This window comes from Bradyrhizobium sp. SMVTL-02 (genome assembly GCF_051853005.1).
GTDB lineage: Bacteria > Pseudomonadota > Alphaproteobacteria > Rhizobiales > Xanthobacteraceae > Bradyrhizobium.
In genome coordinates this window covers 7,467,487-7,484,232 of the sequence record NZ_CP182469.1, presented here as the reverse complement: position 1 = coordinate 7,484,232, position 16,746 = coordinate 7,467,487, and the positions used below count along the sequence as shown (strand labels likewise).

Genomic DNA, 16,746 nt, shown 5'->3' with positions numbered 1-16,746 from the left:
GCGCGGCTTCGTTGGTCGTCATGGCAGGGCCCGGCCATGACGGCGGCGTCGCGAGAGGCCCTGCCGGCATATGCCCCCAGGAACAGTCGCCTCCGGCGCGGTGTTATGCCATAGGAGGCCGCCGGCATCGGATCTGCCGACGCCACCGATTCGAGGATGTCTCCATGCGTTTGCCGCTCCTGACCCTTACCGCGATTGCCACGCTGTTTGCTGCGGCGGAGGCCGCCGCGCAGACCTATGATCCGCGCTATCCGGTGTGCATGCACGTCTACATGCCGGGCGGCTTCGGCGGTGGCGGCGGCGATTATTTCGATTGCTCCTTCACCTCGCTGCCGCAGTGCCGCGCTACGGCGTCGGGCCGCTCCGCGACATGCGACCTCAATCCCTATTACGCCTTCGACGAACCGCCGCCGCCTCCGCGCAGGCGTCACAAGAAGGTGTACTGAGCAATCCGGAGCGCAGGAGCGTTCTTCATGCGTGTCTCGTTCGGCCAGGTCTTGATCGTCGGTGCAGTGCTCGCAGCCGCGCCGTCGCACGCGCAGACTTTTGACCCACGTTTTCCCGTCTGCATGCACGTCTATTCAGGCGCGAACAGCGGCGGCGGGGAATGGTACGATTGCTCCTTCGCATCGCTGTCGCAGTGCCGCGGCACGGCCGCGGGCCGTGCCGCCACCTGCGATCTCAATCCGCTTTATCCGCTCAACGCACCGCCGCCGCGTCCGCGCCGCTGGAGAAGCGGCTGAAGCATGATCCGGAAAAGTGCGAAGCGGTTTTCCGGAAAGATCATGGGCAAACAATAATCTGAAGCGCGATGACGATTCACCCAAATCTCATCGCGCTTTAGCGCTTCCTTTTTGCGGATCGCGCTTCAGGTGCCGTGAGGCGCCTTGCTGGTCGCGGCGGCGATCGCGTCGGCCAATTGCCAGGTCATCTTGTCCGTGGTCCAGTCGCTGGCGTGCAGCCTGGTATCATCGCCCGGGTCCACCAGGCGGTCGAACGAGATCTGCGCGACCTCGTACCAGGCCTTCATCAGCGCGAAGCGGCGGAAGGCGTTGACGCCCTTCTCATGCGCGATCCGGCCGATCGCCTCGACCATGGCCTCCGCCTTCTCGCGCTTGGCCGGTGTCAGCACTGCAGGCACATATTGCAGGTCCATCAGGATCACGTCCATCCGCGCGGCACCGAGCAATTGGTCGACACCGTCACGGATGGCCCTCGTGGTGTCCGCGAACGAGGGACCGTCGGCTTGCCACACCGAATTGGTGCCGACCTGCCAGATGACGAGATCGGGACTCAGGTCGAAGACGTCGTGATTGAACCGCTTCAACTCCAAAGGCGCGTCTTCGCCGCCGACCCCGCGATTGATCACCTCGATTGCGACATTTGGAAACTTGATCCGGAGGGCCGCAAGCAGCCGCTGCGGATAGGGAGCGATACCGCCTTCGCCCGCCGTGGTCGACGAGCCGATCGCGATCACCCTGGCCTGCCCACCATTCACGCGGGCGGCGAAATTCGTCAGTGGCTGCTCGAACGGCGCGGCCTGGACGGGAAATTCCGAGGGATCGAGAGCCACGGGTCGCCTCCCTTCAAACTTCGAACAACGCAGAGTAGCAAAGAATAACCCGTTTGCCCGGGATCGCCTAGCCGCGGCGAGGCTGGGTCATTATTCCTTCCTGATCCCCGACAACTCGACCACCTTGCGCCAGCGCTCGGTCTCCGCCGTCAGCATGCCGCCGAACGCGCCGGCGTTGCCGTGCAGCGGGATCGCGCCGAGTTCGGCGACGCGGGCCTTGATCTCGGCGTCGGACAGGGCGGTGTCGATCTCGCCGTTGAGAAGGTCGACGATTTCGAGCGGTGTGTCGTGGGGCGCACCGACGCCGTAGAACGAGCTCGTCTCATAGCCGGCAAGCGTGTCCGCGATCGGCGGCACGTCGGGGAGGATCTCCGAGCGCTCACGCGTGGTGACGCCGAGCGCCCGCAGCTTGCCCGCGCGCACCAGCTCGAAGGACGAGGTGACGTTGTCGAACATTCCGTGGATCTGGCCGCTCATCACGTCGGTCAGGCCCGGCGCCGACCCGCGATAGGGCACATGGGTGAACTGCACGCCCGCGAGCGACTTGAACAACTCGCCGGACAGATGCAGCGAGGTGCCGATGCCGGAGGAGGCGATCGACATCTTGCCCGGATTGGCTTTGGCGTAGGCGATGAAGTCGGCAATGCTCTTCACCGGCAGATCGTTGTTGACGACCAGCACCAGCGGGATCCGCGCGAGGCCTGCCACCGGCGCGATGCCCTTGGCGAAATCATACGGCAGCGCCGGATCGAACGAGGCATTGATCGCGTTCGCGGTCGAGGTCAGCAGCAGCGTGTACCCGTCGGGGGCCGAGGCGATCACGGCCTGCGTCCCGATATTGCTGCCGGCGCCGGGCTTGTTCTCGACTACAAAAGTCTGGCCGAGCCGTTCGGACAGGCGCTGGCAGACCAGCCGCGACAGCACGTCCGTCGCGCCGCCCGGCGCATAGGGCACCACCCATTTCACGCTGCGCGAGGGATAAGAGGGGTTGCCGAGCGCAAACGCACGCGGCGCGACGAGCGTGGCTGCGGCAAAGGCAGAGGTTGGAAGGAAATGTCGTCTGGTGATCATGATCTGCATCCCCGCTCTCGCTGCACCTCTCCCACAAGGGGAGAGGGAGCTTCCGTACGTGATGAGATATTGCAAAGGTCGTGCGCTCGCACGCCGTTCTCGCCGGCTTGGTAAAGGATGACTAGAGTTAATCGCGCACTAACCGGCTTTTACCTTGTCTCTTAACACCTGGGCAGGGCGCGCCAGCTAAGCTGCCCAAACGAGCAGACACGTTCCGAAAGAATGAATGGCATGACCACCGGCGTCATCGAGCAAGCGAAAGCCGTGCGCGCGCCCTCGGCATCCAGGATCTGGCTGAAGGCCATCGAGCTCACGGCGCGGATCGAGACGCTTCCGGGCCGGCTGTTTGCCGATGTCGTCGACGATTGGGCGCGGCGTCAGCCTGACTGCATCGCGCTGGTTACGGATGACGCAAGCCTCGATTATGAGAGCCTGTCGAACCGGATCAACCGCTATGCGCGCTGGACGCGCTCCGTCGGCGTGGCCAAGGGCGACACCGTCGCACTGATCATGCCGAACGGCATCGACTATGTCGCGGCGTGGCTCGGCATCAGCCGCGTTGGCGGCGTGGTCGCGCTGATCAATACAAAACTGGTCGGCCAATCGCTCGCGCATTGCCTCGATGTCGCAAGGCCCCTGCACATCATCGTCGCGCGCGATCTGACGCCGACGCTGGAGAGCGCGAAGCCGCATCTGAAGACGAATGCGAAGATCTGGACCCATGGCGATGCCCGCAGCGAGCGCGCCATCGATGTCGCGCTTGCCGCGCTCGCCGACGGTCCGCTTCTGGCGGAGGAGCATGGCGGCGTCACCATCGATGACCGCGCGCTGCTGATCTACACCTCCGGCACCACCGGCCTGCCCAAGGCGGCCAGCATCAGCCATCGCCGCATCCTCAATTGGGGTTTCTGGTTCGCCGGTCTTACCGGCGCCACGCCGCAGGACCGCCTCTACGACTGCCTGCCGCTGTTTCACTCGGTCGGCGGCATCGTCGCGCCCTGCAGCATGCTCGCTGCCGGCGGCTCGGTGGTGATCGCCGAAAAATTTTCGGCCTCGAATTTCTGGCTGGACATCGTGCGGCACGACTGCACGTTGTTCCAGTATATCGGCGAGCTCTGCCGCTATCTGCTCAAGGCGCCGCCGTCGGAATACGAGAACCGGCACCGGCTGCGGCTCGTCTGCGGCAACGGCCTGCGCGGCGACATCTGGGAAGATTTTCGGGCGCGTTTCGCCATTCCCCGCATCCTCGAATTCTATGCGGCGACCGAGGGCAATTTCTCGCTGTTCAACGTCGAGGGCCAGGCCGGTGCGATCGGCCGCATTCCGCCGCTGCTTGCGCATCGCTTTCCGGCCAGCCTCGTCAAGCTCGATCCCGACAGCGGCGCGCCGCTGCGTAATGAAGACGGCTTCTGCCTCGCCTGCGCCCGTGGCGAGGCAGGCGAAGCCATCGGCCGCATCGGCACCGCGGATCAGGGCGGCGGCCGCTTCGAGGGTTACACCGATGCCGGTGAGACCGAGAAGAAGATTTTGCGCGACGTCTTCGCCAAGGGTGATGCCTGGTTCCGCACCGGCGATCTGATGCGGCTCGACGACAAGGGCTTCTTCCATTTCGTCGATCGCATCGGCGACACCTTCCGCTGGAAGGGCGAGAACGTCGCGACCTCGGAGGTGAACGATGCCGTGCGCGATTTCACCGGCGTGGCCGATGCCACCACCTACGGCGTCCGTGTCCCCGGTACCGACGGCCGCGCCGGCATGAGCGCGATCGTCGTGAACGAGGGCTTCGACATCGCCGCACTGCCTGCCCATCTCGCCCAGCGCCTGCCGACTTACGCCCGTCCGGTCTTCATCCGCATCTCGTGCGAGCTCGAAGCCACCGAAACCTTCAAGCAGAAGAAGGGTGAGCTCGCCCGCGAGGGCTTCGACCCGGGCGCGATCTCCGATCCACTGTTCATGCTCGAGCCGAAATCCGGTGCCTACGTCGCGCTGGACGGGGAGGCGTATGCGGCAATCTCGGAGGGCGCAATCCGGCTGTAGCGCAACCAAAATCGGGAGATAGGTCCAATTTTATCTGAATTGTCCAAGAAGCCATTTACTTCTGTCGGGTAAACAGACGGCCATGGGGAGGCGGTGATCAAGAGCCGCCGCAACACGGACGAGCCATAACAAAAGCGAGCCAGCCATGTCGGTAAAGTCCAAGGTCATCGAGGCGATCCAGCAGATCGCCAAGGAGCAGCACGTCACGCTTCCCGCGCTCTCGGACGATCTGTCCCTGCACGAGACGGGTTTCGACTCGCTCGCCTTCGCCATCCTGGTCGCGCGTCTCGAGGACGAGATCGGCGTCGACCCTTTCACCATTTCCGAGGACGCAGCGTTCCCCGCCACGGTGGGCGATTTCGTGCGGGCCTACGAAAATGTCCCCGCGTGAGATCTTCGCGCTCCGCGACCATCTCGACGCGGAGCTGAAGGACCGCACCATCTCCGATGCGCACGATGTCGTGTCGCTGACCGACATCCTGTCGCACACGGTTCTCGGCGGCCGCCTGCACGAATTGTCGGGCCGCGCCGTGCTGCTCAAGCTGTCCGACCAGCTCCGGTCGGGCCTTGCCATGATCGAGCTCGACGGTATTGCCAGCCGCATGCTGCTCTGTCCGCCCGATCTCAATCCGTCGTATCTCGAAGCGCTGATCGCCGATGCCGGGATCGATGCCGTCGTCACCGACGAGCCCGATCGCTGGGCCGAGACCAGCGTGCCGCTGGTCATCACCGCACAATTGCCGATTCAAGCCACTACGCCCGCGCAGACGGAGCGTGCCACCGAATGGCTGATGCTCACCTCCGGCACGTCAGGCGTGCCGAAGATCGCGGGCCATACGCTGGAAGCGCTGACCGGCGCCATCGTCGCCGAAGGCCCCGCGCGCAGACCTGCGCCGGTTTGGGCCACGTTCTACGACATCCGCCGCTATGGCGGCCTACAAATCTTCCTCCGCGCCGTCCTCTCCGGCGGCTCCTTGGTGCTGTCCGATCCGCATGAGGCGCTCGCCGATCATATCGCGCGGCTGAATGCGCGCGGCGTCTCGCACATCTCGGGGACCCCGTCGCATTGGCGCAAGCTCCTGATGAGCGGTTCGGCTGCGCAATTTGCCCCGCGCTACGTTCGTCTGTCCGGCGAGATCGCGGATCAGGCCGTGCTCGACGGCTTGAAGGCTACGTTCCCGGATGCCTCCGTCGGCCACGCCTATGCTTCGACCGAGGCCGGCGTCGGCTTCGCCGTCAATGACGGGCTCGAAGGCTTTCCGGCCAATTATCTCGGCACGCGCAATGGCGTCGAGATGAAGGTCGTGGACGGCTCGCTGCGCCTCCGCTCGACCCGCACGGCGCATGCATACATCGGCCGCAATACCGCCCCGCTCACCGATTCCGACGGGTTCGTCGACAGCGGCGACATTGTCGAGCTGCGCGGCGACCGCTATTATTTTGTCGGCCGACGCGGCGGCATCATCAATATCGGCGGACTGAAGGTCCACCCCGAGGAGATCGAAGCGGTGATCAATCGTCATCCTGATGTGCGGATGTCCCGGGCGAAATCGCGCAAGAGCCCGATTACCGGCGGCATCGTCGTCGCCGACGTGATCCTCGCTGAGGGCACCGATCAGGCGCGGGTGAAGGAGATCCGCGATCAGATCCTGGAGCAGTGCCGCGCCCAGCTTGCGTCCCACAAGGTGCCGGCGGTGATCCGCTTCGTCGAGGCGCTCGACGTCACCCCGGCCGGAAAACTGGCGCGCACCGATGCATAATGTTCTCGTCACCGGCGGCAGCCGCGGCATCGGGCTCGCGATCGGCAGGCGCCTGGTCGGCGCCGGCTTCAACGTGATCGCGGCCGCGCGGCGCGAGAGCGACGAGCTCAAGGCTGCGATTGCCGAATCCGACGGCCACCTGCATTTCCGCGCCTGCGATCTCGCCGTGATCGACGCGATCCCGGCTTTCGCAAAGCTCGTGCGCGATGAATTCGGTCCGATCTACGGTCTCGTCAACAATGCCGGCCTTGGCACCGAAGGCCTGCTCGCCACCATGCACAATTCCGAGATCGAGGCGCTGGTGCAGCTCAACGTGCTGTCGCCGATCATCCTGACCAAATATGTAGTGCGCCAGATGATGGCTGATGGCGCCGGTCGCATCATCAATATCTCTTCGATCATCGCGACCACCGGCTATAACGGCCTCTCCGTCTATGGGGCGACCAAGGCGGCCGCGACCGGCTTCACCCGTTCGCTCGCACGCGAGGTCGGCAAGCTCGGCATCACCGTGAATGCGATCGCGCCCGGTTTCATCGACACCGAGCTGACACACAATCTGTCGGACGAAGGCCGCAAGCGCATCGCCGGCCGCAGCGCGCTGCGCCGTCTGCCGCAGACGGACGACGTCGCGCGTATGGTCGAATACCTGCTCGGCGAGGGCGGCCGCAATGTCACCGGTACCGTGTTCACGATCGATGCGGGCAACACGGCGTAATGGGAACCGGGCTGCCATAATTGAGTTGATCCGGCGCAATGACAGCAAGCCGGATTTGGTCGTAAGATGCCTCGCAATCGATTGGGTTACGTCAATCGATCTGCCCTAACCGCAGGGGAGCAGTCGATGGCCATTTCAAACATGACCGCTTCAAGTCAGGCTCCGACCGAGCCATCGTGCACGAAGCCGGATGACATCCGCTGTCCGCCGATGTCGCATCAGAATTCCGGCGATCATGGCTACGAAATGTACCCGCAGCAATTCGTGCGTCTGGTCGGTTGCCACGACGTGCCTGCATCCACGCTGCGCAAGCGCCAGGACGAGAAGGTGCACTAAACGCTTCAGGTCCGATGCTGCCTTGGCAGGTCAATCCGCTCGTGTGAGAATTCCGGCGGCCCCTCGGTGAGGCGGCGGATGCGGCGCTCGCGTTCGTCGTCGGGCAATGCCGGATCGAGCAGGCGCGCGATCTCGTGCACCGCCAGCTCCTCGATCCGGGTGGCCTCCGATGCGACCGAGTGTGCTGATGCCGGCGCGGCGGGCGCGATCTTAAGGCCGAGCTCGACCAGCTTGCAGATGGCATCCGAGCGCGACAGTTGATGCGCCTCGGCCCAGGCATCGACGGCGGCGGTGAGCATCTCCGGCATTTTCACCGCACTGATTGCGTCGAGCCCCGTGCGCCGACGTACCGGATCCTTGCTGCCGAAATCGGACACCCTGATCGTCCCCGCGCGCGACCGTTACAGATGGATCGACCGTAAACGTCATTTACGGACGGCTGTTTGATGCCGATCAATGACGAACTGCGGCATTGCGGCGCGGAGCGGCTTGTTGTCCGGCTCCATTTCGGCCAATGATCGGGAAGCGAACCCCGATCGACCCTGCCACGTATCTGATTTCGGACGCGTCCCAACCATCCGGCATCACCCGATGACATCAGGCGAATCCTTCTACGGCGGCATTCCCGTCTTCCGCGGCTTCACCAGCCTGATGGATCCCGCGCTCTACGTGCCGCTGCCGGACGATTGGAGCATCGGTGTCGCCGACATCGTCGATTCCACAAAGGCGATCGCGGCGCAGCGCTACAAGGCGGTCAACATGGCCGGCGCGGCCGTGATCGCGGCGGTGACCAATGCGCTGGAGGGGCGGGAATTTCCGTTCGTATTCGGCGGCGACGGCGCGAGCTTTGCGGTCGCGCCTTCGGATCTCGATGCTGCGCGCGAGGCGCTGGCCGCGACCGCAACCTGGGTGCGGGAGGGTCTCGATCTGAAGATGCGCATCGCGCTGGTGCCGGTGAGCGCCATCCGGACGCAGGGGCTCGACGTGCGCGTCGCGCGTTTCGGCCCGTCGCCGAACCTGTCCTATGCGATGTTCTCCGGCGGCGGGCTCGCCTGGGCCGATGCCGCGATGAAGCGCGGCGAGTTCGCCGTGACGGAAGCGCCCTCAGGCACGCAGCCGGATCTCTCGGGTCTCTCCTGCCGGTTCGAGGTGATGCCGTCCGCGCGCGGCCTGATCCTGTCGGTGCTGGTGATGCCCGCGCGCGACGCCGATCCGCATGCCTTCCGCAAGGTGATCGAGGACATCATCCATCTCGTCGAGCGCAGCCCGGAGGGCGGCCGCCCGGTGCCGCCGCAGGGGCCGCCGCTGAAATGGCCGCCGCAGGGGCTGGACTTTGAGGCGCGCACCAAACGTGGCGGTCCGCTGCTCGCGCGCAGAGCCAGCGTGCTGGCCTATACGCTGTTCGCCTATCTGATCATGCGCTTCGACATCAGGATCGGCGGTTTCGTGCCCAGCCTCTACAAACGGCAGGTCGTCGATAACTCTGACTTCCGCAAATATGATGATGGCCTGCGCATGATTCTCGACTGCACGCCGCAGCTCGAGCGCGCGCTGAGCGATCGTCTCGCGGCCGCCGCGCGCGACGGCATCGTGCGCTACGGCCTTTATCGGCAGGATGCCGCGATGATGACCTGCTTCACGCCGTCCGCGCTGCGCAGCGACCACGTCCATTTCATCGACGGCGCGCGGGGAGGTTACGCCTCGGCGGCGACGGCGCTGAAGGCGATGAGGGCGTGAGGCCGGACTACCGCCCCGCCCGCGTCCAGGTCTCGCCGCCGCAAAGTGCGCCGACGCAGCCTTCGACCCGCAGCGAATCCGCGCCCGTCACCGTGACGCTGCTGGCATAGGTGCTGCCGTCATCGGCATTGTAGATCTGGCCGGACCATTTGTTCGGACCTGAGGGCTGCATGGCGCTGAACAGCGGCAGGCCGATCATCGGGCGCTTGGCGAGCGCGGGATTGGGGTTCTTGCTGTCGGTTGCGGGCTGGCCGGTCGCGGTGTCCATGGGCTCGCGTAGCCAGACGATGTGGCCGCAGATGCCGCCCCCGCACTTGCTGATCCTGACGCGGGCATCGCCGGCCTGGGTGAGCCAGGTCCCGTCGGCGCTCTGCGCGTGCGCGGCTGTCGCGCCAAGCAGCGCAGTCAGGATGACGGAGAGGATGGCGAATCTGCTGAACATGGAGCGGCCCTGAAAAATGGAGGCGCCTCCATAGCAGTCCGGCCGGATAGTGCAACGCCTGATTGAATCACTTTCCTGCGCGTGATTTGCCTGCGCTCATTTGCCCCAGCGCACGAACGCGACCGAGGCCGCGGTCAGCAGCCCGAACACGGCCATGGCGCCGCCAACCAGCGCGAACAACGTCCAAGCCGGCGCCTGCGCCGTCATGAGGCCGATACCGCCGATCGCGACGATCAGCAGCCGCGCGGTGGAGGCCAGCACCGGGCCACCGACCCGTGCGGCGCCCTGAGAGGAGAAATACAGCGATACGCCCATGCCGAAGAACACGAAGGCTGGACCTGCCCAGTGGAAATAGCTGTGCGCCGCCGTCGTGACGCCGGGATCGCGCGTGAACAGCGACACCCACAGCGCAGGATCGAACGCGACGACGAGGCCGATCGTGCCGACCGCAAGCCCCGAGGCCGCCGCTGCCGTCCACGCCACGCGCCGCGCGCGCGCGACATGTCCGGCGCCCATCGCCATGCCGACCATCGGCACCGAGGCGATGCCGAAGGCGAAGGTGATCGGGATCAGCAGAAACTCCAGCCGCGAGCCGATGCCGTAGCCGGCCAGCATCTCGGTGCCGAAAGTCGCGAGGATCTTCGTGAAGATCAGGATGGTGAGCACGGTCTGGAGCGGCGACAGGCAGGCGACCGCGCCCACTTTAAGGATGTCCAGGAACATCGCGCGCTCGAAATGGAAGGCGCGGAAGTCGAATTGCAGCCGGCTGCGGCCGGAGAGGAGATACCAGAGCAAGAAGATCATGGCGCAGCCGAACGCGATCAACTGGCCGCTCGCAACGCCGGGCATGCCGAATTGCGGCGCGCCGAACAGGCCGAGCCCCAGCGTGCCGCCGAGCGCGATCTGGAGCACGCTCGCTCCGATCAGAATCATCGAAGGCAGCCGCATGTCGCCGGTGCCCCGGATCACCGAGGCCAGCGTGTTGACGAGCCAGATCGCGACCGCGCCGGAGAACAGCACCTGTGAATAGCCGCTGGCTTCTTCGAGCACGCGCTCTCGCCCGCCGAGCAGCATGAAGAACGAGCGACCGAACACCAGCATCGTTACCGTGAAGAACAGTCCACCGCACAGGCCGATGATGGCGGCATGCAGCGCCAGCGTCGCGGCGCCCTCGCAATTGCCGGCGCCGAGCGCCCGGCTGATCGCCGACGAGACGCCGCCGCCCATCGCGCCCGCGCTCATCATCTGCGTCAGCATCGCGAACGGAAACACCAGCGCGATCGCAGCCAGCGGAACGGTGCCGAGCCGGCCGATGTAGGAGGTCTCGGCAATCGCAACCACCGTGCTGCCGACCATCGCGATCATGTTGGGGACGGCGAGCCGCAGCAGCGTCGGCAGGATCGGCGCGGTCAGCAGGCTCGCGATGGGGGAGGCGACCGGGGCTGGGGGCGGCACGGCGTCTATGGGAGCGTCGATCGTCATGTGCCACGGTGCGGAATATTGGATGATGAGCGACATCTTATAGGCGCGCGAGGCCTGCGCCAGCCCCCGTCTCACGCAGGGCTCACCAGGGCAGGCCGCATAGGTCGATGGTGCCTCGCGTCGGGGCCCGTACGATGTCGAAGACGTAGGGCGCCATGTAGTCGAAGCGAATCCGCCCCTCCGGCTGCTCGCAAAAGACATCACCCTTGAACGGTTGCCATTTGCGTGCCTCGTAGAACGCGAAATTGTGCGGCTCGCAGAACAGGAGCCCGAAGCGGACCGCCTCGTTGGCGCGCATGGTATGCACAGCCGCGTCGATCGCGATCGTCGCGTAGCCGCGCCCGCGCCTGTCCTCCCGTGTGCAGACACCGCCGATGCCGCCGACGTGGACCTTCTGTCCATTCCAGGTGACGGTGCGGAAGTAGACACCGACGTGGCAGACGAGGCCGTCCTCGGGCGTCTCGAGCAGCACGCGCAGATGGGCGTTGTCCCACTTGACGTGTGCCCAGGGCTTGCCCGCGACCATGTGCGGTCCCCAGACCGCCTGATGCAACGGCTCCGCAATCGGCCATGAGGCGTCGCCGTTCAAAATGTCGATCTCGATGCTCATGGCGTCGTCCTTCAGCTCCGCTTCGTGGCGCGTTTGTTCTGTCTTAAGCGCTTCAAAGGCAATGATATTTTATGGCGAACCGCAGGTTCGATCGACCGCGGCCCGTTGCGACGGATTTGTGCATCCGGGCGAGGCCGCCCCATCACGCCTTTTCGCAAATTCAGAGGTATTTAATGGCGGCGGAACCTTCTATAAGGGGTGACCGTTAGAACTCGTTCCCCACCAGTTGCGGACAAGAACCCATGACCTTTACGCTGCCCCCACTCCCTTACGCCTATGACGCCCTTGGCCAGTACATGTCGAAGGAGACGCTGGAATATCACCACGACAAGCATCATCAGGCCTACGTCACCAACGGCAACAACGCGCTCAAGGGGACCGAATGGGAAGGCAAGTCCCTTGAGGAGATCGTCAAGGGCTCGTTCGGCAAGAACCCCGCGGTGTTCAACAATGCCGGCCAGCACTATAACCACATCCACTTCTGGAGCTGGATGAAGCCCAATGGCGGCGGCACCAAGCTGCCGGGCAAGCTCGAGAAGAAGATCAACGAGGACCTCGGCGGCTTCGAGAAGTTCAAGACCGACTTCCAGGCCGCCGGCGTCGGCCAGTTCGGCTCCGGCTGGTGCTGGCTCCAGGTCAAGAACGGCAAGCTGGAGATCTCCAAGACCCCGAACGGCGAGAATCCGCTGGTGCATGGCGCCACCCCGATCCTCGGCTGCGACGTCTGGGAGCACTCCTACTACATCGACTACCGCAACCGCCGTCCCGACTATCTCAAGGCGTTCGTCGAGAACCTCGTGAACTGGGAATACGTCGAGTCGCTGTTCCAGAAGGCGTAAGCTTTACTCCGTCATTCCGGGGCGGCGCATCAGCGCCGAGCCCGGAATCCATCGGACGTCAGTCCGCGAGGAGCTTCGCGCGCCCGGAATGACAACAAGGGCGGTCGCTCGCGCGGCCGCCTTTTTTGCTGTGCGGAATTGCTTTGCGCGGCTCGCGCACGGGTCTGTCATCGTTCCGTTTGCATCACCTCGATGCCGCCCTTAATCAGGAGGGGCATCACCCCCGATACGACCGAGCCGTTGTCAGAACCTTCCCCGAACAATCCGGCGCCTGCCGAGGACGCGGAGTCCGAGCCGCGGCCGGGGCGCGTGCGCAAGCCGATCGGCTGGTCGACGATCATCATCGCGGCCCTGGTGGCGGTGAGCGCGGCGCTGGTCTGGCGGCGCGACGGCACCGACGGTGTTCTCGACATCCTCACCCACGATCTGTCCCTTTTCGGCGGCATCCTGCCGCGTGTGCTGGCCGGCTGCCTGCTCGGGGCCTTCATCTCCGAGATCCTGCCGCATGAAAAGGTCTCGCGCTCGCTCGGGCCGAAATCCGGCCTGATGGGCCTTCTGATCGGCACCGCCTTCGGCGCGATCCTGCCCGGCGGCCCCTTCACCGCCTATCCGGTGGCGAGCGCGCTGCTCGCGGTGGGCGCCGATTTCGGCGCCACCATCGCCATGGTGGTGAGTTGGACGCTGATCGGCTATGGCCGGGCGGTCGCCTGGGAAATTCCGATCATGGGCACCGATTTCACGCTGTGGCGGATCCTGATCTCCTTGCCGCTGCCGGTGCTCGCAGGCGCCCTCGGCCGCTTCGTCTATGTCCGGCTCTATCCGAAGCCGCTCGTGAAGGACGACGAGAGTTGAGCGCAGCGCTTCTGATCGACATCCTGCTGTGGGGTTCGGTGCTCGGCGTCGGGCTGATCGCCTTCCGCCGTGGCCCACCGGTGTTCAAGGCCTCCTTGCGCGAAGGTTCGATGGACTTCATCAACATCGTGCCGCGGATTGCGCTTGGCGTGATCGGCTCCGGCTACATCGCTGCGATCATTCCGCAGGAGGTGATCACCGGCTGGCTTGGCCCCGACAGTGGCTGGCTCGGGATTGCCACCGCCGTGGTCGCCGGCGCCGCCACCCCCGGCGGCCCCGTGATCGGCTTCTCGATCGGCACGGTCGCGCTGAAGTCCGGCGGCGGGGTACCCCAGGTGGTCGCCTATGTCGTCGCCTGGGCGCTGTTTGCCTTCCAGCGGGTGATCTTGTGGGAAATCCCGTTCATGCCGGCCCGCTTCGTCTGGTTCCGCTGCGCCGTCTCGGTGCCGTTCCCGTTCGTGGCTGCCGCCATCGCCATGGTGATCGGGAAGCCCTGAGCCCGGCGTGGACAGGGGTAATGTTATATTATAACGTTCTGGCATGGTTCCCGCCGCGTCCCACGCCCACCAGCACGACCATGCCCACGGCCATTCCCACGACCATGCGCATGCGCATGGGCACGACCATACCCACGCCCATGTCCATGATGCGGCCTCGCCGCATCCGGCCCAGGCGGCGCCCTGGTCGATCCTGCGCATGACCATGGCGGGCCGCCTCGCGGCTGCGCTCGCCGTTTGTGCCGTGCTGTGGGGCGTGGTCTTCCTGGCGATGAGGTGAGGATGTCGGCGCTGCATTTCCACAACGTCACGCTCGGCTATGACCGGCATCCCGCCGTGCATCATCTCAGCGGCGATGTCGCCCCGGGCGCGCTGGTTGCCGTGATCGGCCCGAACGGCGCCGGCAAGTCGACCCTGCTGCGCGGCATCGTCGGCATCCTGAGGCCGCTCGAGGGCAGCATTCATCTCGGCGGGCTCGATGCCCGCGACATCGCTTATCTGCCGCAGAGCGCGGAGATCGACCGCAGCTTCCCGATCTCGGTGTTCGATTTCGTCGGCACCGGGCTGTGGCGCGAGGCCGGCCTGTTCGGCGGCATCGGCAAGGCAGCGCGGGACAGGATCCTGCGTGCGATCGCGTCCGTCGGCCTCAATGGCTTCGAGAACCGCCCGATCGGCACGCTCTCCGGCGGGCAGATGCAGCGCGTGCTGTTCGCGCGCGTGCTGCTCCAGGATGCGAGCCTGATCGTGCTCGACGAGCCCTTCAATGCCATCGACAGCAAGACCACGGCCGACCTGCTCGCGCTGGTCAAGCATTGGCACGGCGAGGGCCGCACGGTGCTGGCCGCGCTGCACGACATGGAGATGGTACGCAACCATTTCAGCCAGACGCTGGTGCTGGCGCGCGGTCCCGTGGCCTGGGGACCGACCGCGGAGGTGCTGACGCCGGAGAATCTGATGGTCGCGATGCGGATGTGCGAGGCCTTCGACGATACCGCCGCGGCCTGCGCGGCCGATCATATCAGTTCGCGGGCGGCCTGATATCAGATGGTCTATGACGCGCTGATCGGCCCGTTCACCGAATTCGAGTTCATGCGGCGGGCGCTGGCCGCCGTGATCGCACTGTCGCTGGCGGGCGCGCCGATCGGCGTGTTCCTGATGCTGCGGCGGATGAGCCTCGTCGGCGACGCCATGGCGCATGCGATCCTGCCCGGCGCCGCAATCGGCTTCCTGCTCTCCGGTCTCAACCTGTTCGCAATGACGGCCGGCGGCCTGATCGCCGGCTTTGCGGTGGCGATCCTCGCCGGCGTGGTCGCGCGCTCGACCGGGCTGAAGGAGGATGCTTCGCTCGCGACCTTCTATCTGGCCTCGCTCGCGCTCGGCGTCACCATCGTCTCGATCAAGGGCACCAATATCGACCTGCTCCATGTCTTGTTCGGCAACATCCTCGCGATGGACGACCAGACGCTGCTGGTGGTCGCCTTCAACGCCACGGTGACGCTGCTGGTGCTCGCGGTGATCTACCGCCCGCTGGTGATCGAGAGTGTCGATCCGCTGTTCCTGCGCACCGTGAGCCGGGCCGGTGGCCCCGCGCATCTCGCCTTCCTGGCGCTGGTCGTCATCAACCTCGTCAACGGATTTCAGGCGCTGGGCACGCTGCTCGCGGTGGGCCTGATGATCCTGCCCGCGGGCATCGCCAGGTTCTGGTCGCGCGATCTCACCGCGATGATCTGCATCGCCGTGGTGGCCGCTGCCGTCTCCGGCTATGCCGGCCTCGTTCTCTCGTTCCAGACCCGGGTGCCCTCGGGTCCCGCGATCATTCTCGTCGCGGCCGTGCTCTACGTCGTCTCCGTGCTGTTCGGCCGCGTCGGCGGCATCGTCCGGCAGCTGTTTCCCGGCCGGCATCTGGAAGCCTGACGATGCGGCATATCCTGCTTTGCGCGCTCCTGCTGATCGCCTCGCCGCTGCACGCCGCGGAGCGGCTCAATGTGGTTGCGAGCTTCTCGATCCTCGGCGACTTCGTTCGCAATGTCGGTGGCGACCGCATCAACCTGACGACGCTGGTCGGGGCCGACAGCGACGTCCACGTCTACACGCCCGCGCCAGCCGACGCGAAGCGGGTCGCGGAAGCGAAGCTCGTCATCGTCAACGGACTCGGGCTGGAGGGCTGGCTGCCGCGCCTCGTACAGTCGGCAAGCAGCAAGGCGCAGGTGGTCACCGCGAGTGCCGGCATTGCGCCGCTGAAACTCGGCTCGGCGGCTGATCCCCATGCCTGGCAGTCGGTGCCCAATGCCAGGATCTACGTGACCGACATCGCCAACGCACTGGCCACAGCTGCTCCCGACGATGCGGACTTCTTCGGCGCCCAGGCCAAGGCCTATCTGGAAAAGCTCGACAGGCTCGACCGCGAGGTCCGCGAGACCATCGGCAAAATCCCGGCAGAGCGGCGCAAGGTGATCTCCACCCACGACGCCTTCGGCTATTTCGCCGCCGAATATGGCATTCAGTTCATCGCCCCCCTGGGCGTCTCCACGGAAACCGAGCCCAGCGCGCGGGACATTGCGGCCATCATCGGCCAGATCAAGGCCCAGAAAATCCCGGCCGTGTTCCTGGAGAATATCAGCGATGACCGCCTGATCCGCCGGATTGCCGCCGAGACCGGCGCAAAGGTCGGCGGGACCCTGATTTCGGACGGTTTGACCGGCGAAAAGGGCCCTGCACCCACTTACATTGACATGGTCAGGCACAATATAAAGGCCCTGACCAGCGCGCTTGACCATTAAGGCAGGGGCCACCCC

21 protein-coding genes are annotated in these 16,746 nt (G+C 65.4%); 15 read left to right on the top strand and 6 right to left on the bottom strand.

Annotation, left to right across the window (positions count from 1 at the left end; translation table 11 throughout):
- The first annotated feature begins 164 nt into the window (after nucleotides 1–164).
- Together ACNJYB_RS35865 and ACNJYB_RS35860 are read left to right on the top strand one after the other, a co-directional pair.
- The gene (locus ACNJYB_RS35865) at nucleotides 165–446 is read left to right on the top strand and encodes a DUF3551 domain-containing protein (RefSeq protein WP_439371357.1); all 282 of its coding nucleotides are present in this window, start codon (nucleotides 165–167) and stop codon (nucleotides 444–446) included.
- Between the two features lie 27 nt (nucleotides 447–473).
- Nucleotides 474–743 carry a DUF3551 domain-containing protein gene (locus ACNJYB_RS35860; RefSeq protein WP_439371356.1) on the top strand — a complete coding sequence of 90 codons (270 nt, stop codon included), beginning with the start codon at nucleotides 474–476 and terminating at the stop codon, nucleotides 741–743.
- Between the two features lie 125 nt (nucleotides 744–868).
- On the opposite strand, the gene ACNJYB_RS35855 is transcribed toward ACNJYB_RS35860, so the two are convergent.
- The gene (locus ACNJYB_RS35855; RefSeq protein ID WP_439371355.1) at nucleotides 869–1,573 is read right to left on the bottom strand and encodes an SGNH/GDSL hydrolase family protein; all 705 of its coding nucleotides are present in this window, start codon (nucleotides 1,571–1,573) and stop codon (nucleotides 869–871) included.
- A gap of 90 nt (nucleotides 1,574–1,663) precedes the next feature.
- Complete coding sequence (locus tag ACNJYB_RS35850; protein ID WP_439371354.1) at nucleotides 1,664–2,644, bottom strand: Bug family tripartite tricarboxylate transporter substrate binding protein; 981 nt, start codon at nucleotides 2,642–2,644, stop codon at nucleotides 1,664–1,666.
- A 222-nt stretch (nucleotides 2,645–2,866) separates the two neighbouring features.
- Here ACNJYB_RS35850 and ACNJYB_RS35845 point away from each other — a divergent pair, with 222 nt between their 5' ends.
- The 5 genes from ACNJYB_RS35845 (at nucleotide 2,867) to ACNJYB_RS35825 (ending at nucleotide 7,492) form a co-directional block, all read left to right on the top strand.
- Nucleotides 2,867–4,681 carry a long-chain-acyl-CoA synthetase gene (locus ACNJYB_RS35845; RefSeq protein ID WP_439371353.1) on the top strand — a complete coding sequence of 605 codons (1,815 nt, stop codon included), beginning with the start codon at nucleotides 2,867–2,869 and terminating at the stop codon, nucleotides 4,679–4,681.
- A 145-nt stretch (nucleotides 4,682–4,826) separates the two neighbouring features.
- Nucleotides 4,827–5,072, top strand: a complete 246-nt coding sequence (locus ACNJYB_RS35840; RefSeq protein ID WP_439371352.1) for an acyl carrier protein — start codon at nucleotides 4,827–4,829, stop codon at nucleotides 5,070–5,072.
- Nucleotides 5,059–6,441, top strand: coding sequence for a class I adenylate-forming enzyme family protein (locus tag ACNJYB_RS35835; RefSeq protein WP_439371351.1), 1,383 nt, complete (start codon nucleotides 5,059–5,061; stop codon nucleotides 6,439–6,441). Before ACNJYB_RS35840 ends, ACNJYB_RS35835 begins: the two co-directional genes overlap by 14 nt.
- Nucleotides 6,434–7,156, top strand: a complete 723-nt coding sequence (locus ACNJYB_RS35830; protein WP_439371350.1) for an SDR family NAD(P)-dependent oxidoreductase — start codon at nucleotides 6,434–6,436, stop codon at nucleotides 7,154–7,156. The genes ACNJYB_RS35835 and ACNJYB_RS35830 overlap by 8 nt, the downstream gene beginning before the upstream one ends.
- Nucleotides 7,157–7,282: 126 nt before the next feature.
- A complete protein-coding gene (locus ACNJYB_RS35825; RefSeq protein ID WP_439371349.1) occupies nucleotides 7,283–7,492 on the top strand; it encodes a hypothetical protein in 210 nt (69 codons plus the stop codon).
- Nucleotides 7,493–7,497: 5 nt separating this feature from the next.
- Here ACNJYB_RS35825 and ACNJYB_RS35820 read toward each other — a convergent pair whose 3' ends face one another.
- Nucleotides 7,498–7,869 (bottom strand): hypothetical protein, encoded by a 372-nt coding sequence (locus ACNJYB_RS35820; RefSeq protein WP_439371348.1) that lies wholly within the window; start codon nucleotides 7,867–7,869, stop codon nucleotides 7,498–7,500.
- 214 nt (nucleotides 7,870–8,083) lie between these two features.
- On the opposite strand from ACNJYB_RS35820, the gene ACNJYB_RS35815 reads away from it, so the two are divergent.
- Nucleotides 8,084–9,229, top strand: a complete 1,146-nt coding sequence (locus ACNJYB_RS35815) for a DUF3095 domain-containing protein (RefSeq protein WP_439371347.1) — start codon at nucleotides 8,084–8,086, stop codon at nucleotides 9,227–9,229.
- A 7-nt stretch (nucleotides 9,230–9,236) separates the two neighbouring features.
- On the opposite strand, the gene ACNJYB_RS35810 is transcribed toward ACNJYB_RS35815, so the two are convergent.
- The 3 genes from ACNJYB_RS35810 to ACNJYB_RS35800 all read right to left on the bottom strand — a co-directional run bounded on the left by ACNJYB_RS35810 (nucleotide 9,237) and on the right by ACNJYB_RS35800 (nucleotide 11,763).
- Complete coding sequence (locus ACNJYB_RS35810) at nucleotides 9,237–9,671, bottom strand: DUF2147 domain-containing protein (protein ID WP_439371346.1); 435 nt, start codon at nucleotides 9,669–9,671, stop codon at nucleotides 9,237–9,239.
- A 96-nt stretch (nucleotides 9,672–9,767) separates the two neighbouring features.
- Nucleotides 9,768–11,153 carry an MATE family efflux transporter gene (locus ACNJYB_RS35805; protein ID WP_439375724.1) on the bottom strand — a complete coding sequence of 462 codons (1,386 nt, stop codon included), beginning with the start codon at nucleotides 11,151–11,153 and terminating at the stop codon, nucleotides 9,768–9,770.
- 82 nt (nucleotides 11,154–11,235) lie between these two features.
- Complete coding sequence (locus tag ACNJYB_RS35800; protein WP_439371345.1) at nucleotides 11,236–11,763, bottom strand: GNAT family N-acetyltransferase; 528 nt, start codon at nucleotides 11,761–11,763, stop codon at nucleotides 11,236–11,238.
- A gap of 242 nt (nucleotides 11,764–12,005) precedes the next feature.
- Here ACNJYB_RS35800 and ACNJYB_RS35795 point away from each other — a divergent pair, with 242 nt between their 5' ends.
- From ACNJYB_RS35795 to ACNJYB_RS35765, 7 genes are all read left to right on the top strand, one after another.
- Entirely contained in the window at nucleotides 12,006–12,602 is a 597-nt protein-coding gene (locus ACNJYB_RS35795) for a superoxide dismutase (protein ID WP_439371344.1), read from the top strand.
- A gap of 240 nt (nucleotides 12,603–12,842) precedes the next feature.
- Nucleotides 12,843–13,454, top strand: coding sequence for a permease (locus ACNJYB_RS35790; RefSeq protein ID WP_439371343.1), 612 nt, complete (start codon nucleotides 12,843–12,845; stop codon nucleotides 13,452–13,454).
- The gene (locus ACNJYB_RS35785; RefSeq protein ID WP_439371342.1) at nucleotides 13,451–13,951 is read left to right on the top strand and encodes a hypothetical protein; all 501 of its coding nucleotides are present in this window, start codon (nucleotides 13,451–13,453) and stop codon (nucleotides 13,949–13,951) included. The genes ACNJYB_RS35790 and ACNJYB_RS35785 overlap by 4 nt, the downstream gene beginning before the upstream one ends.
- Before the next feature lie 43 nt (nucleotides 13,952–13,994).
- Nucleotides 13,995–14,231, top strand: a complete 237-nt coding sequence (locus tag ACNJYB_RS35780; protein WP_439371341.1) for a hypothetical protein — start codon at nucleotides 13,995–13,997, stop codon at nucleotides 14,229–14,231.
- Between the two features lie 2 nt (nucleotides 14,232–14,233).
- The gene (locus tag ACNJYB_RS35775; RefSeq protein ID WP_439371340.1) at nucleotides 14,234–14,989 is read left to right on the top strand and encodes a metal ABC transporter ATP-binding protein; all 756 of its coding nucleotides are present in this window, start codon (nucleotides 14,234–14,236) and stop codon (nucleotides 14,987–14,989) included.
- Nucleotides 14,990–14,995: 6 nt separating this feature from the next.
- The gene (locus ACNJYB_RS35770; RefSeq protein ID WP_439371339.1) at nucleotides 14,996–15,865 is read left to right on the top strand and encodes a metal ABC transporter permease; all 870 of its coding nucleotides are present in this window, start codon (nucleotides 14,996–14,998) and stop codon (nucleotides 15,863–15,865) included.
- A gap of 2 nt (nucleotides 15,866–15,867) precedes the next feature.
- Nucleotides 15,868–16,731: a metal ABC transporter substrate-binding protein gene (locus ACNJYB_RS35765; RefSeq protein WP_439371338.1), complete on the top strand. Its 864-nt coding sequence runs from the start codon at nucleotides 15,868–15,870 to the stop codon at nucleotides 16,729–16,731.
- Nucleotides 16,732–16,746: the final 15 nt, after the last annotated feature.